The sequence below is a fragment of the Pseudomonas sp. J380 genome, assembly GCF_009827115.1.
Taxonomy (GTDB): domain Bacteria; phylum Pseudomonadota; class Gammaproteobacteria; order Pseudomonadales; family Pseudomonadaceae; genus Aquipseudomonas; species Aquipseudomonas paracarnis.
Genome location: NZ_CP043060.1, coordinates 5,559,540 through 5,572,508, shown reverse-complemented (window position 1 = coordinate 5,572,508; position 12,969 = coordinate 5,559,540). Strand labels below are relative to the sequence as shown.

The 12,969-nt window shown below is 60.4% G+C and carries 17 protein-coding genes; 7 read left to right on the top strand and 10 right to left on the bottom strand.

Translation table 11 applies throughout. The features are described from left to right. Positions 1-73: 73 nt before the first annotated feature. Positions 74-385, top strand: a complete 312-nt coding sequence (locus FXO12_RS25430) for a DUF962 domain-containing protein (protein ID WP_034128574.1) — start codon at positions 74-76, stop codon at positions 383-385. 10 nt (positions 386-395) lie between these two features. Here FXO12_RS25430 and FXO12_RS25425 read toward each other — a convergent pair whose 3' ends face one another. After that, positions 396-734, bottom strand: a complete 339-nt coding sequence (locus tag FXO12_RS25425) for a hypothetical protein (protein ID WP_057975124.1) — start codon at positions 732-734, stop codon at positions 396-398. 14 nt (positions 735-748) lie between these two features. Between FXO12_RS25425 and FXO12_RS25420 the strand changes: the two genes are divergently transcribed. Continuing rightward, positions 749-931, top strand: a complete 183-nt coding sequence (locus FXO12_RS25420; protein ID WP_057975123.1) for a hypothetical protein — start codon at positions 749-751, stop codon at positions 929-931. Positions 932-1,034: 103 nt separating this feature from the next. Beyond that, positions 1,035-2,231 (top strand): MFS transporter, encoded by a 1,197-nt coding sequence (locus FXO12_RS25415; RefSeq protein ID WP_057975122.1) that lies wholly within the window; start codon positions 1,035-1,037, stop codon positions 2,229-2,231. On the opposite strand, the gene arfB is transcribed toward FXO12_RS25415, so the two are convergent. The 3 genes from arfB to FXO12_RS25400 all read right to left on the bottom strand — a co-directional run bounded on the left by arfB (position 2,228) and on the right by FXO12_RS25400 (position 4,859). After that, entirely contained in the window at positions 2,228-2,641 is a 414-nt protein-coding gene (gene arfB, locus FXO12_RS25410) for an alternative ribosome rescue aminoacyl-tRNA hydrolase ArfB (RefSeq protein ID WP_057975121.1), read from the bottom strand. The two genes, FXO12_RS25415 and arfB, sit on opposite strands and share 4 nt — an antisense overlap. Before the next feature lie 11 nt (positions 2,642-2,652). Further along, positions 2,653-3,336, bottom strand: a complete 684-nt coding sequence (locus tag FXO12_RS25405; RefSeq protein ID WP_054918208.1) for a pentapeptide repeat-containing protein — start codon at positions 3,334-3,336, stop codon at positions 2,653-2,655. A 101-nt stretch (positions 3,337-3,437) separates the two neighbouring features. After that, a complete protein-coding gene (locus FXO12_RS25400; RefSeq protein ID WP_057975120.1) occupies positions 3,438-4,859 on the bottom strand; it encodes an amino acid permease in 1,422 nt (473 codons plus the stop codon). A gap of 647 nt (positions 4,860-5,506) precedes the next feature. On the opposite strand from FXO12_RS25400, the gene FXO12_RS28820 reads away from it, so the two are divergent. Further along, entirely contained in the window at positions 5,507-5,644 is a 138-nt protein-coding gene (locus FXO12_RS28820; protein ID WP_003175756.1) for a hypothetical protein, read from the top strand. Between the two features lie 73 nt (positions 5,645-5,717). Then, the gene (locus FXO12_RS25395; RefSeq protein ID WP_054896691.1) at positions 5,718-6,677 is read left to right on the top strand and encodes a hypothetical protein; all 960 of its coding nucleotides are present in this window, start codon (positions 5,718-5,720) and stop codon (positions 6,675-6,677) included. Positions 6,678-7,006: 329 nt separating this feature from the next. Here FXO12_RS25395 and rluB read toward each other — a convergent pair whose 3' ends face one another. The 6 genes from rluB to FXO12_RS25365 all read right to left on the bottom strand — a co-directional run bounded on the left by rluB (position 7,007) and on the right by FXO12_RS25365 (position 11,935). Beyond that, positions 7,007-8,215, bottom strand: coding sequence for a 23S rRNA pseudouridine(2605) synthase RluB (rluB, locus tag FXO12_RS25390; protein WP_014719681.1), 1,209 nt, complete (start codon positions 8,213-8,215; stop codon positions 7,007-7,009). A gap of 143 nt (positions 8,216-8,358) precedes the next feature. Then, complete coding sequence (locus FXO12_RS25385) at positions 8,359-8,550, bottom strand: DUF1289 domain-containing protein (protein WP_034128540.1); 192 nt, start codon at positions 8,548-8,550, stop codon at positions 8,359-8,361. A gap of 126 nt (positions 8,551-8,676) precedes the next feature. Then, positions 8,677-9,597, bottom strand: a complete 921-nt coding sequence (gene scpB, locus FXO12_RS25380; RefSeq protein WP_057975119.1) for an SMC-Scp complex subunit ScpB — start codon at positions 9,595-9,597, stop codon at positions 8,677-8,679. A gap of 12 nt (positions 9,598-9,609) precedes the next feature. Next, a complete protein-coding gene (locus FXO12_RS25375; protein ID WP_164365898.1) occupies positions 9,610-10,308 on the bottom strand; it encodes a ScpA family protein in 699 nt (232 codons plus the stop codon). 120 nt (positions 10,309-10,428) lie between these two features. Then, on the bottom strand, positions 10,429-11,058 hold the full coding sequence (locus FXO12_RS25370; RefSeq protein ID WP_003193796.1) for an L-threonylcarbamoyladenylate synthase: 630 nt from the start codon (positions 11,056-11,058) through the stop codon (positions 10,429-10,431). Between the two features lie 13 nt (positions 11,059-11,071). Then, a complete protein-coding gene (locus FXO12_RS25365; RefSeq protein ID WP_003193798.1) occupies positions 11,072-11,935 on the bottom strand; it encodes a PHP domain-containing protein in 864 nt (287 codons plus the stop codon). 87 nt (positions 11,936-12,022) lie between these two features. Here FXO12_RS25365 and FXO12_RS25360 point away from each other — a divergent pair, with 87 nt between their 5' ends. Together FXO12_RS25360 and FXO12_RS25355 are read left to right on the top strand one after the other, a co-directional pair. Continuing rightward, a complete protein-coding gene (locus FXO12_RS25360; protein WP_034128542.1) occupies positions 12,023-12,610 on the top strand; it encodes a septation protein A in 588 nt (195 codons plus the stop codon). Between the two features lies 1 nt (position 12,611). Then, complete coding sequence (locus FXO12_RS25355) at positions 12,612-12,911, top strand: YciI family protein (protein ID WP_034128543.1); 300 nt, start codon at positions 12,612-12,614, stop codon at positions 12,909-12,911. The last annotated feature ends 58 nt before the right edge of the window (positions 12,912-12,969 follow it).

Here is a 12,969-nt window from a genome sequence, read left to right as displayed (position 1 = left end):
TGATCACTCTAGACTCAAATAAGCTCCCCGCCGCGCACCCGTTGGCGGCACAGCAACCAGAGGGCCGGTGACCGTGGAAAACATCAAGAAATTCAACAGTTTTGCCGAGTTCTACCCGTACTACCTGAGCGAACATGGCAACAGCACCTGCCGACGCCTGCACTTTATCGGCACCACCCTGGTAATAGGCATTCTCGCGTACGCCATCGGCAGAGGCTCATTGGTTCTGCTGCTGGCGTTGCCCCTGGCAGGCTACAGCTTTGCCTGGATTGGCCACTTCTTCTTCGAAAAGAACCGCCCCGCCACCTTTCAGCACCCGTTCTACAGCTTGCTGGGGGATTTTGTGATGTACCGCGACATGATCCTGGGCAAGGTGCCGTTCTAGGGGTGTGACCTCATGTCACTTGCGCCTGAACCATTAAAAATTGTGCATCTGTGGAGATAAAAGTCTTTTTGTCATTTACGGTGCTGTATCCTGCCAAGGCTTTTTGAGAGCGCGGAATCACCTGCGATTGAAAAAACAGACCTTGCGAGGAGCGACCACGATGCACGAGATACCTAATCTCCCCTTCCCAAGCCTGCACCCAACTGAGCAGCCAACACCGCAGCAGGCCAGCGACAAGCAGCCTGAGGCCAAAGAAGCAAAACCAGTCGAGCGCGAAAGCCGAGACTGACGCCGTACCAGACCGTGTGGAAAGCGCGCCTTTGAGCGCTTTCCACACTGCCTGAATCATCCGAGACCTTCACTATGACCACTTCCCCTTCCGTCACGCCGGACGCCGCTGTACTCGACGCTGCCTTGCAGATGGTCGAAGTCTGGAACCGCCTCAGTGCCGACAAGCAAGCAGCACTGCTCAAGCGCTTCGGCACCCAGGAAAACGCCCTGGCGGCCCTGGTGACCACCCAATTGCTGGCCCCCGCCCAAGCTTGATCTACCTTAGATCTGACGTTTTACATTTTTGCCGCCCTGCCCGGCTTGCGCACCGGTATCATTAGCAGCCTATCTTTACCTGCTGCGACAGTGGATCTCTCCCATGCCAGATACCCAGCGCCCCATGACGGTCACGCTGCAAGTCGTTTCCATCGTGCTGTTTACCTTCATCGGCTACTTGAATATCGGCATCCCCCTGGCCGTATTGCCGGGTTATGTCCATAGCCAGCTGGGCTATGGCGCCGTCATCGCCGGGCTGGTGATCAGCGTGCAATACCTGGCAACCCTGCTGAGCCGCCCCTATGCCGGTAAGATCATCGACAATCTGGGCAGCAAGCGCGCCGTGCTGCTCGGCTTGGTGGGCTGCGGTTTGAGTGGCGTGTTCATGTTGTTTGCGGCGTGGTTTTCCAGCCTGCCGGCTCTGAGCCTCGGCTGCCTGCTGGTCGGGCGGCTGGTGCTGGGCAGCGCTGAAAGCCTGGTGGGTTCGGGCGCGATTGGCTGGGGCATTGGCCGTGTCGGCGCGGCGAACACGGCCAAGGTTATTTCCTGGAACGGCATCGCCAGCTACGGCGCGCTGGCGGTGGGTGCGCCGTTGGGGGTGCTGCTGGTCAGCCATTTGGGGCTGTGGAGCATGGGCGTCAGCATCATTCTGTTGGCCGTGTTGGGTGTGCTGTTGGCCTGGAAAAAACAAGCGGCGCCGATTGTGCCCGGCGTACGTTTGCCGTTCATGAACGTGCTGGGCCGCGTGCTGCCCCATGGTTGCGCGCTGGCGCTGGGCTCCATCGGCTTTGGCACCATCGCCACCTTTATCACGTTGTATTACAGCACCCAGCACTGGGATAACGCGGTGTGGGCCTTGAGTCTGTTCGGTGCCAGTTTTATCGGCGCACGCTTGCTGTTTGGCAATTTGATCAACCGCATTGGCGGTTTTCGCGTCGCAATCGCCTGCCTGTCAGTGGAAGTACTGGGCCTGCTGTTGCTGTGGCTGGCGCCGGATGCCCAACTGGCGTTGGCGGGTGCGGCGTTGAGCGGTTTCGGCTTTTCCCTGGTGTTCCCGGCGCTGGGGGTAGAGGCGGTCAACCTGGTGCCGGCCTCCAGCCGAGGTTCGGCGGTGGGCGCCTATTCGCTGTTTATCGACTTGTCCCTGGGCATCACCGGGCCGCTGGCGGGCGCCGTGGCGGCAGGTTTTGGCTTTGCCTCAATCTTCCTGTTCGCGGCCCTCGCAGCTTTCGCCGGTTTGCTGCTGAGCTTCTACCTGTACCGCCAGGCGCCTAAGGCCCGCGAAACACGCGACGCCTAGAAGTCGACCTTGCCGCGCCCGGCCTTGATGCTGCCGCGCTTGGTCTTGGACTCCAGGCGGCGTTTCTTCGAACCCAGGGTGGGCTTGGTCGGACGACGCTTTTTCTCGACCTTGGTGGCGCTCTGGATCAACTCCACCAGGCGCTCCAGCGCATCGGCACGGTTCTGCTCCTGGGTGCGATATTGCTGGGCCTTGAGCACCAGCACGCCTTCGCTGGTGATCCGGCTGTCACGCAGCGCCAGCAGGCGCTCCTTGTAAAACTCCGGCAACGACGAGGCCGGAATATCAAACCGCAGGTGCACCGCACTCGACACCTTATTGACGTTCTGTCCACCGGCGCCCTGGGCGCGGATAGCGGTCAGCTCGATCTCGGCGTCGGGCAGGTGCACATTGTTGGAAACTACCAGCATCAATCAAAACCTTAGGCAACGGACAAGCCCAACTCAGACAACAATATCGACGCCTGGGCTTTGGAAATCACGGCGCCTTTGAACAGTTTGGCATCATTGAGGCGAAAACCGCTCAAATCTGCACCGCGCAAGTCGGCACCCGCAAAATTAGCGCCGTTGATGCGGGCATGTGCGAGGCTGCAGTCGACCAGTTCAGCCTTGCGAAAGTCCGTATCCGACAAGTCGCTGTCGGAAAAATCCAGATTCTTGAGCACACTTCGAGCAAACGACAACCCGGATAAAAAGGCACTGTTGAGCAGGGTTTCGCTGAAGCTCAGCCCCAGTGACGCGCAATGGGTGAAATTGGCGCCCGTCAGCTTGCACTGGGTAAAAGTCGCCTGGGACAGTTTGCTGCGCTGCCAACGAGTGTTGTTCAGATCGCAACTGTGGAATTGCGCCTCGAGCAGGTTGGCCGCTTCGAAAATGGCGAGGCTGGCTCGGCAGTTTTTCCACTGAGTCCCTTCCAGTCGAGAACCGAGAAACGAGGTCTGGACCAGGGTGCAGCGCTCGAACACCCAGTTGTCCAGTGCCATGCGCGACAGGTCGACACCACTTAAATCTACTCCGATCAAGCGCAAAGGGCCGCTGTGCCGGTCTATCAAGTCTTCCAGCTCATCGCGCTGCAAGGCGCTATCGGCGACGTCGGTGTATTGCATCGGGGCCTCCGGGCATGCGGAAAAAAGAGGGGGCGACTCTAACCTGCCCATACCTACAAAAAACCCGGCAGGGCGCCGGGTTTTCTGCAAGGGGAAAAGTCCTACTCCAGAACCGGACCCGTTGCGCCAATAGCTGACCGCGCCGTGCGCTTGTTCTTGATCCAGTAACACACTGCCATGAACGCTACCCACACCGGGATCGCATATACCGACACCTGAATCCCCGGCATCATCAGCATGATCACCAGGATAAACACCACGAACGCCAGGCAGATGTAGTTTCCATACGGATACCACAACGCCTTGAACAGCGGCACCTGGCCGGTGCGGTTCATGTGCTGGCGGAACTTGACGTGGGAGAAACTGATCATCGCCCAGTTGATCACCAACGTGGCCACCACCAGCGACATCAGCAGTTCCAGCGCGTCATGGGGCATCAGGTAGTTCATCAGCACCGCCACCAGGGTGATCGCCGCCGAGGCCAGGATCGAACGCACCGGCACGCCGCGCTTGTCGATCTTCGCCAGGGCCCTGGGCGCGTCGCCCTGCTCGGCCATGCCCAAGAGCATGCGGCTGTTGCAGTAGGTACCGCTGTTGTACACCGACAGCGCGGCGGTCAGCACCACGAAGTTGAGGATATGCGCGGCGGTGTTACTGCCCAGCATCGAGAACACCTGCACGAACGGGCTACCGCTGTAGGCATCGCCGGAGGCGTTGAGGGTCGCCAGCAGGCTGTCCCACGGTGTGAGCGACAGCAGTACTACCAGGGCACCGATGTAGAAAATCAGGATGCGGTAGATCACCTGATTGATCGCCTTAGGGATCACGGTACGTGGCTGGTCGGCTTCGGCAGCGGTAAAGCCGAGCATTTCCAGGCCGCCGAAGGAGAACATGATGATCGCCATGGCCATCACCAAGCCGCCGACGCCATGGGGGAAGAAACCACCATGCTCCCACAGGTTGCTGACCGAGGCTTGGGGACCGCCGCTGCCGCTGACCAGCAGGTAGCTGCCCAGGGCAATCATGCCGACGATCGCCACCACCTTGATGATGGCGAACCAGAACTCGGCCTCACCGAAGACTTTGACGTTGGCCAGGTTGATCACGTTGATCAGCACGAAGAAGGCCGCCGCAGAGACCCAGGTCGGAATCTCCGGCCACCAGTAATGCACGTACTTGCCGACGGCCGTCAGCTCCGACATACCCACCAGAATGTAGAGAATCCAGCAGTTCCAGCCCGACAGAAAACCGGCGAAACCGCCCCAGTACTTGTGGGCAAAATGGCTGAAGGAGCCGGCGACGGGCTCCTCGACGATCATTTCGCCAAGCTGGCGCATGATCATGAAGGCGATAAAGCCGCAAATGGCATAGCCCAGGATCATCGACGGGCCGGCGGATTTGAGCACCCCGGCCGAGCCCAGGAACAGGCCGGTGCCGATGGCGCCACCGAGGGCGATCAACTGGATATGCCGATTTTTCAGGCCGCGTTTCAGCTCGCCTGAAGAGGAATGGGGTCCACTCATGAAAAGGGTCTCACGCAAGGTTTGAAGAGTTGAATGCAGGTTGCTGCCTTGAATTACCGACTCAAGCAGCGCCGCTCAAACCCCAGCGCAGGCACCAGGAGTACAGCTTCTTTCTAACGGTCATGCGTCACCTGTTTGTTTTTATCTGTGACGAAATCGAACCCGTCCGGCTCGTGGCCAGGCGGAGTGATCAGGGGGATCAAACCCTGAGGTCTTGGCCTTTTGCGTGGGTACGCAAGGGGGGTCACAGTAAAACGCGGCGCATTGTACACCGCTCGACAGCTTCGGCACGCACCGGGAAAGTGCACAGGCAATTCTGTCAGCTAATGCTTACATCGGCGCGCCCCCCAACAACGGCAGGGCAGTTGCGTAAATCTATCGTTACACCGCGGAAATCCTGCGTTACAGCCAGACTTTGGCAGCCCTCAACGGAATTCTGTCGGAAGGCCACGTCTGAAGAATCGCTTCAGCCAATTCACTGTTTTGCCTGAATAAAAAAATCCGCCAAAAAACAGAAGAAAAAATCCAAATGAAACCGTGTCAATAAATTTTTTGCATTTCGAAACACTCTCTTCTAGGTTCTTTCCACTTGCCCGCGAAGCCCGTGGGTGAGCCGTTCTCAATCAACGTCCTCTAGGAGATACACCATGCAAGCACTGGAAAACGACCTGGAAACCGAACTGCAACTCGACGATTGGTTTGAAGCGCCGACCCATGAGGCCGCCGTTGAAATGATGCAAGCCGATGCCGTTGTGCCTTTTGGCACCGCGATGTGGCCTTTCTAATAACCGGCAGGCATCCGGCAGGCGCTGTGCACGGCGCCTGCCCCCTTACCCAAGGCACCGAAGGACACCCGTCATGGACAAGGCCCGCGCCGTCGAACACTTTCTCTACTACCTTGCTCACCACCCGGCCCTCAACGGCCTGAACCGCCCCACCGTGTTGCTGGGCCATACCGAGCGCTATGACGCCATCGCCCAGGCGATCACCCACGGCAGCGCCGCCCGCTTCAACTTCCAACTGCAACGCCTGGACCTGGCGCCCAGCGACACCCTGGCAAAGGCCATTCAAACCTGTGATCTGTACCTGTTTCTCTACGATTCCTCCACGCTGCCCAACCCGCGCGCCGAAGGCCCTGACTTTATCCGCGCCCTGCAAGGCGTGATGGCCGAGCACTGGAAGAAATCCCTGCTGTTCAAGGATTACGGCGACTATTTTTACGACACCTTCAGCGTCGAGCCCCAACGCATCGCCGACCTCAACGCCACACTGATCCGGCGCATGGCCCAGGCCAACGTGCTGAGCTTTACCGACAAACACGGTTCGCGCCTGGAAGCACCGATGAGCAGCATCAAGAAGTGGACCAATATCAACGGCGTCGGCAACCACGACCTGGCGCCCGGCGAAATCGCCACCCACAGCGAAGCCATCAACGGCCAGGTGCGGTTTGTCGGCACCTTCCTCAGTACCATCCCCTTTGCACGCAAATACGGCGTGCTGCAATCCCCGTTGGAGTTATGGATCGAGAACTCCACCGTTTGCAGCGTGGCCAGCGAAGTGCCGGGGCTGGCAGATGACTTCAACAAGTACCTGAATGCCAACCCGTCCAACCGTCGCGTGGAGGAGTTAGGGATTGGCACCAATGAAGGGGTCAAGGACCTGTATGCGCGCAATGCCGGGTTTGAAGAGCGTCACTGCGGGCTGCACCTGGGCTTGGGTGGCGGGCAGAAGGGCAGCCATCACCTGGACCTGATCTTCGCCAGCGGGGTGTTGGCGCTGGATGACAAGCCGGTGTTTGATGGCGCCTTTGCCTTTTAAAAGACCGTCAGACGTGTAGAGATCCCTGTGGGAGCCGGGCTTGCCCTAATGCCAGTCAGTTAAGAGCTAGAGCAGACAACCAGTGACTTGTGGCGAGGGAGCTTGCTCCCGCTGGACTGCGTAGCAGTCCCATTTTTGGGGCCGCTTCGCGCCCCAGCGGGAGCAAGCTCCCTCGCCACAGTTGCCGATTCTGTCTTAACTGACTGGCATTAGGGCTTGCCCACCGCTATCACAGGCAAGCCAGCTGCCACAGTTGATTGCATTTCGAATGTAGATCGCAAAAAAAATGCCAACCCTAGGGTTGGCGTTTTCGCGCAGCACTTAGCGCATCACTGCGGCTTCTTGCGGCCAAAACCAGGGCGCTGGCCGGAACCGGCCGGGGCGCCACGGCGCTTGCCCGAAGGCTCGTCCGCGACCAGTTTCGGGCCAGGGCGCTTGTTCGCCGCTGGCTTGGCTGGACGCTTGGTGCTGGCGTTGTCGGCCGGGCGATCCGCTTCACCACGGTTGCTGCGACCACCCGCCGGAGCAGGACGCGGCGTACGTGGCGCACGCTCGCCTTCCTGACGCGATGGCGTGGTGGGGCGGCGTTCGCCTTCAATGTGCGGCTGACGCGAGATACGACCGCCGGTGGCCGGTGCATCCAGCGCAGGACGCAGGGTGCGAGCAACACGTTCGGTACGTGGCACTGGGCGCGACGACTTGCGCTGCATACGCTCAAGCTTGTCTTTGCTCTTGGCGTTCATCTGCGGCATGGCAACCGGCGTCAGGCCCACTTCGGCGCTGAGGATATCGACTTCGTACTGGCTCATTTCGCGCCAGCGGCCCATCGGCAGGTCGGAGTTCAGGAACACCGGACCAAAACGCACGCGCTTGAGGCGGCTGACCACCAGGCCCTGGGACTCCCACAGGCGACGCACTTCACGGTTACGGCCTTCCATCACCACGCAGTGGTACCAGTGGTTGAAACCTTCGCCACCCGGCGCCTGCTTGATGTCGGTGAACTTGGCCGGGCCGTCTTCGAGCACCACGCCCGCCTTGAGGCGTTCGATCATCTCGTCATCGACTTCACCACGTACACGCACGGCGTATTCACGGTCCATCTCGTAGGACGGGTGCATCAGGCGGTTGGCCAACTCACCGTCAGTGGTGAACATCAGCAAGCCGGTGGTGTTGATGTCCAGGCGACCGATGTTGATCCAGCGGCCTTCTTTAGGCTTGGGCATCTTGTCGAACACGGTCGGACGGCCTTCCGGGTCGTCACGGGTGCAGATCTCGCCGTCGGGCTTGTTGTACATGATCACGCGGCGCACCGATTCGGCGGCCTCTTCACGCTTGATGACCTTGCCATCAATGGTGATTGCATCGTGCAGGTCGACGCGCTGGCCGAGGGTTGCCTCGACGCCGTTGACCTTGATGCGCTTCTGGGTGATCCAGGCTTCGACGTCGCGGCGCGAGCCCACGCCGATACGCGCCAGCACTTTTTGCAGCTTTTCGCCTGCTGGGCCGATTTCCTGGTCTTTCTGGTCTTGGTCATTCATCGTAAGCACCTCCCGGTGGGTCGATTCAGGCGTGGCCTGAGGGTATTGAAAGCGGGGCCTTGGCCAAATAGCTCGGCAAGGGGTCGCGAATCATACGCGCATGGCGCGTGTTGCGCATCACAGACTAGTCGATAACGCCCAGCTCATTTGCTTTTCCGCCGACCGGTGGCCCCCAGGGCCAGCAATCGCAGCTCGGCTTCGGCCAGCACCGTGCGCTTGTCGGCTTTATCGAGCTTCTTCCAGGCACGGATTTCACGCTTGCTGCGGCCACAGCCGACGCAGATGTCATCGTTGAATTTGCAGATGCTGATGCACGGGTCTTTCATGGCACTCATGGTCGATCCTCTGTGGGAGCTGGCTTGCCTGCGATGGCATCACCTCCTTGCATCTGAGAGACCGAGGCGCCTGCATCGCAGGCAAGCCAGCTCCCACATGGGTTGCGCAGTGAAAGTCAGAGCCGGTCAGTCTTCGAGCTGTCGGCGTTCGTTTTCGATGGCTTCGGCCAGCGCCCGGGCTTCGTCTTCTTCGTCACTCAGGGGCGGCTGTTCGAGGTCGGCGACGGCGGCCAGGAGCTTTTCCCGGGCTTGGGCCACGCCAAGCACATCGTCTTCGGCTTCGACCTCAGGCTCGGATTCAACGTTCACCTGGGTTTCTGGCTCCGCCGCACCATCACGCAGCAAATCGTCGAAGTCGGTCTTGATCCCCTGCTCCATGTCGTCCAGCTCCAGCAACAACGTATGGAAACTGGTTTCGTCCTTGGGCTCCTCCGGCTCGGCGCTGGCGTCGGCCAGTTCCTGCAGGCTTTGCGGCACCGGTGCGTCGTCGAAGTCGAGCACCGGCTCGGCCTCCATTTCGCGCAGCTCGGCCAGGGGCGGCAAATCGTCAAGGTTTTTCAGGTTGAAGTGATCGAGAAACACCTTGGTGGTGGCGAACATGGCCGGCTTGCCCGGCACATCGCGGTAGCCAACAATGCGGATCCACTCACGTTCCAGCAGGGTCTTGACGATATGGCTGTTGACCGCCACACCACGCACGTCTTCGATCTCGCCCCGGGTGATGGGCTGGCGATAGGCGATCAGCGCCATGGTCTCCAGCATCGCCCGGGAGTAGCGCTGCGGGCGTTCTTCCCACAAACGCCCGACCCACGGTGAAAACTTCTCACGGATCTGCAGGCGGTAACCCGACGCCACTTCACGCAGTTCAAAGGCACGGCCCTCGCAGGATTTGCGCAGGATCTCCAAGGCCTTCTTGAAGACCGGCGGCTCCGGGCGTTCGGCCTCTTCAAAGAGTTCGAACAGGCGCTCCAGAGATTGCGGTTTGCCCGAGGCCAGGAGAAAGGCCTCCAGCAAAGGGGCCAGTTCGCGGGGTTCAGTCAGATTCATCGATTCAGCTCGTTATTCGGCTCGCGCCCGCACGTGGATAGCCGCAAAAGGCTCATTCTGCACCAGCTCGACCAAGGACTCCTTCACCAGCTCAAGGATCGCCATAAAGGTCACCACCACGCCCAGTCGGCCCTCTTCGGCAGTAAACAACTCGACAAAGGGCACAAACCCACCTCCCTTGAGACGTTCCAGCACATCGCTCATGCGCTCGCGGGTGGACAGCGCTTCACGGCTGACCTGGTGGCTCTCGAACATATCGCCGCGGCGCAGTACTTCGGCCATGGACATCAGCAATTCTTCCAGACTCACGTCCGGCAGCAACTTGCGCGCGCGCGCCTCGGGAGCGTCGAGCTTGGGCACCACCACATCACGGCCCACACGGCTCAGGCCGTCGATGCCTTCGGCGGCGGCCTTGAAGCGTTCGTACTCCTGCAGGCGGCGGATCAGCTCGGCGCGCGGGTCATCCTCTTCGGCTTCTACCGTCTCCGAGCGCGGCAACAGCATGCGCGACTTGATCTCGGCGAGCATGGCGGCCATGACCAGGTACTCGGCGGCCAGTTCCAGGCGCACCGACTGCATCAGCTCGACATAGCCCATGTATTGGCGGGTAATTTCTGCCACCGGAATGTCAAGGATGTTGATGTTCTGCTTGCGGATCAGGTACAGCAGCAAGTCCAGCGGGCCTTCGAAGGCTTCAAGGAACACCTCCAGGGCGTCCGGCGGGATGTACAGGTCCAGGGGCATTTCCATGACCGCCTGGCCATACACCATGGCAAACGGCAGTTCCTGCTGGGCGCCAGCCTGGGGATCAGCGGCTTCCACGGCTGACATTCAGGCCTCGACCATGAACGGAGCCGGATCGCCACAACCCACACGCACCACTTCTGGCTCGCCATCGGCCAGGTTGATCACCGTGGAGGCCTTGTTGCCACCGTAGCCGCCGTCGATGATCAGGTCGACGTGCTTTTCCAGCAAACGGCGCATTTCGTAAGGGTCGTACAACGGCTCGGTTTCGCCGGGCAGGATCAACGACACGCTCATCAGCGGTTCGCCCAATTCGGCAAGCAGCGCCAGGGCAATCGGGTGTTCCGGCACGCGCAGGCCAATGGTGCGTTTCTTCGGGTGCAGCAACAGGCGCGGCACTTCGCGGGTGGCGTTGAGGATGAAGGTGTAGGGCCCCGGCGTGTGGGCCTTGAGCAGGCGGAAGGTGCCGGTGTCGACCTTGGCGAACAGCCCGAGCTGGGACAAGTCGCTGCAGATCAGCGCAAAGTTGTGCTTGTCGTCCAGCTGGCGCAGGCGTCTTACTCGCTCCACCGCGCCCTTGTCGCCGATCTGGCAGCCAATGGCGTAGGACGAATCAGTCGGATAGATCACCACGCCGCCGGCACGGATGATCTCCACGGCCTGCTTGATCAGGCGCGCCTGAGGGTTTTCCGGATGAATCTGGAAGAATTGGCTCACGTGCTCTACCTGTTCAGACGGTGGCAATAATGGGGTCATGCTTGAATCGCCCCCACAATAGCGGCAGATCTTCCGGGACCTGGCGATATTCGCCAATCTCGGACCAGCCGCCTGGGCCATGAAAATCACTGCCGGCACTGACCAGCAGACCAAATTCGCGGGCGAGGATCGCCAGGCTGCCGACCTGTTCGGCGGGTTGATGCCCGTTGACCACCTCGATGGCGTGGCCACCCGCTCCAATATAGTCGCTGATCAGCTTGCGGCGCTTGCTGCGGGTGAAATCGTAATGCCAGGGATGCGCCAGGCTCACCCAGGCCCCGGAGGCCCGCAGGGTCTGGACGGTGTCTTCCAGGGTTGGCCAGTGCAGCTTCACATCGCCCAACTTGCCGGCGCCCAGCCATTTGCGAAAGGCCTCGGCGCGATCCTTCACATAGCCTTCACGCACCATCCAGTCGGCAAAGTGCGGACGGGCCGGTGCGTTGCCGCTGTCGCCCAGTTCCTGCTGGATAGCACGGGCGCCATCGAGGGCACCTGGCATGCCTTTAAGGCTGAGCTTGCGGCTTATTTCTTCGGACCGCAGCCAGCGGCCATCGTGCAATTGGGCAATCGCCGCCACCAAGGGCGGAGCCTTTTGATCAAAACCGTAGCCCAGCACGTGGATGGTGGCGCCGCCCCAGGTGCAGGACAATTCCACGCCGTTAACCAGCTGCATACCCAGGGAGTGCGCGGCCTGGCGGGCTTCGTCGAGGCCTTCAAGGGTGTCATGGTCGGTCAATGCCAAAACTCGCACGCCTTTTTCGAACGCACGCGCAACCAGTACAGCGGGCGCCAGGGCGCCGTCGGAGGCCGTGCTGTGGCAGTGCAAATCAACATTCACGGGGGTGTGTAACCTCAAGTCAGCTGGCGCTATCGCAACCAAGGATGTTTGTTATTATGCCGCCACATCCAGCTTCTGGCTCTTACTGTGAAACAATTCATCGACTTCATCCCGCTGTTGCTGTTTTTCATCGTTACCAAACTCGACCCCAGGGTCATCGAAATCGCCGGCCACGAGCTGTCGTTCGGGGGCATCTACAGTGCCACTGCCGTACTGATCATCAGCTCTATCGTAGTGTACGGCGCCATCTTCATCTCGCAGCGCAAGCTGGAAAAAAGCCAATGGCTCACCCTCGTCGCCTGCCTGGTGTTCGGTGGCCTCACCCTGGCCTTCCACAGCGAAACCTTCCTTAAATGGAAAGCCCCTGTGGTGAACTGGCTGTTCGCCCTGGTGTTTATCGGCAGCCACTTCATCGGTGACCGCCTGCTGATCAAGCGGATCATGGGCCATGCGCTGACCTTGCCGGAGCCGGTGTGGGTGCGCCTGAACGTGGCCTGGATCGTGTTCTTCCTGTTCTGCGGCGCCGCCAACCTGTTCGTGGCCTTCACCTTCCAGGACTACTGGGTCGACTTCAAAGTGTTTGGCAGCCTGGGCATGACCGTATTGTTTTTGATCGGCCAGGGCATCTACCTGTCACGCCACCTGCATGACACCACACCGAAAACCGAGGACTGACATGCTCTACGCCATCATTGCCACCGACGTTGCCAACTCCCTGGAAAAACGCCTGAGCGTACGCCCGGCCCACGTCGAGCGCCTCAAACAGCTGCAAGCCGAAGGCCGCATGGTACTGGCCGGCCCGCACCCGGCCGTCGACAGCAACGACCCAGGCGACGCGGGTTTCAGCGGAAGCCTGATCGTCGCCGAGTTCGCCTCCCTGGCCGACGCCCAGGCCTGGGCCAAGGCTGACCCTTATGTCGCAGCAGGCGTCTACGCCGATGTAGTGGTCAAGCCGTTCAAGCAAGTCTTGCCTTGAGCCTGGCTGCGTCGAACCTAATCGTTTCGGCGCACTCCTAATGGCTCACGGCGTCACC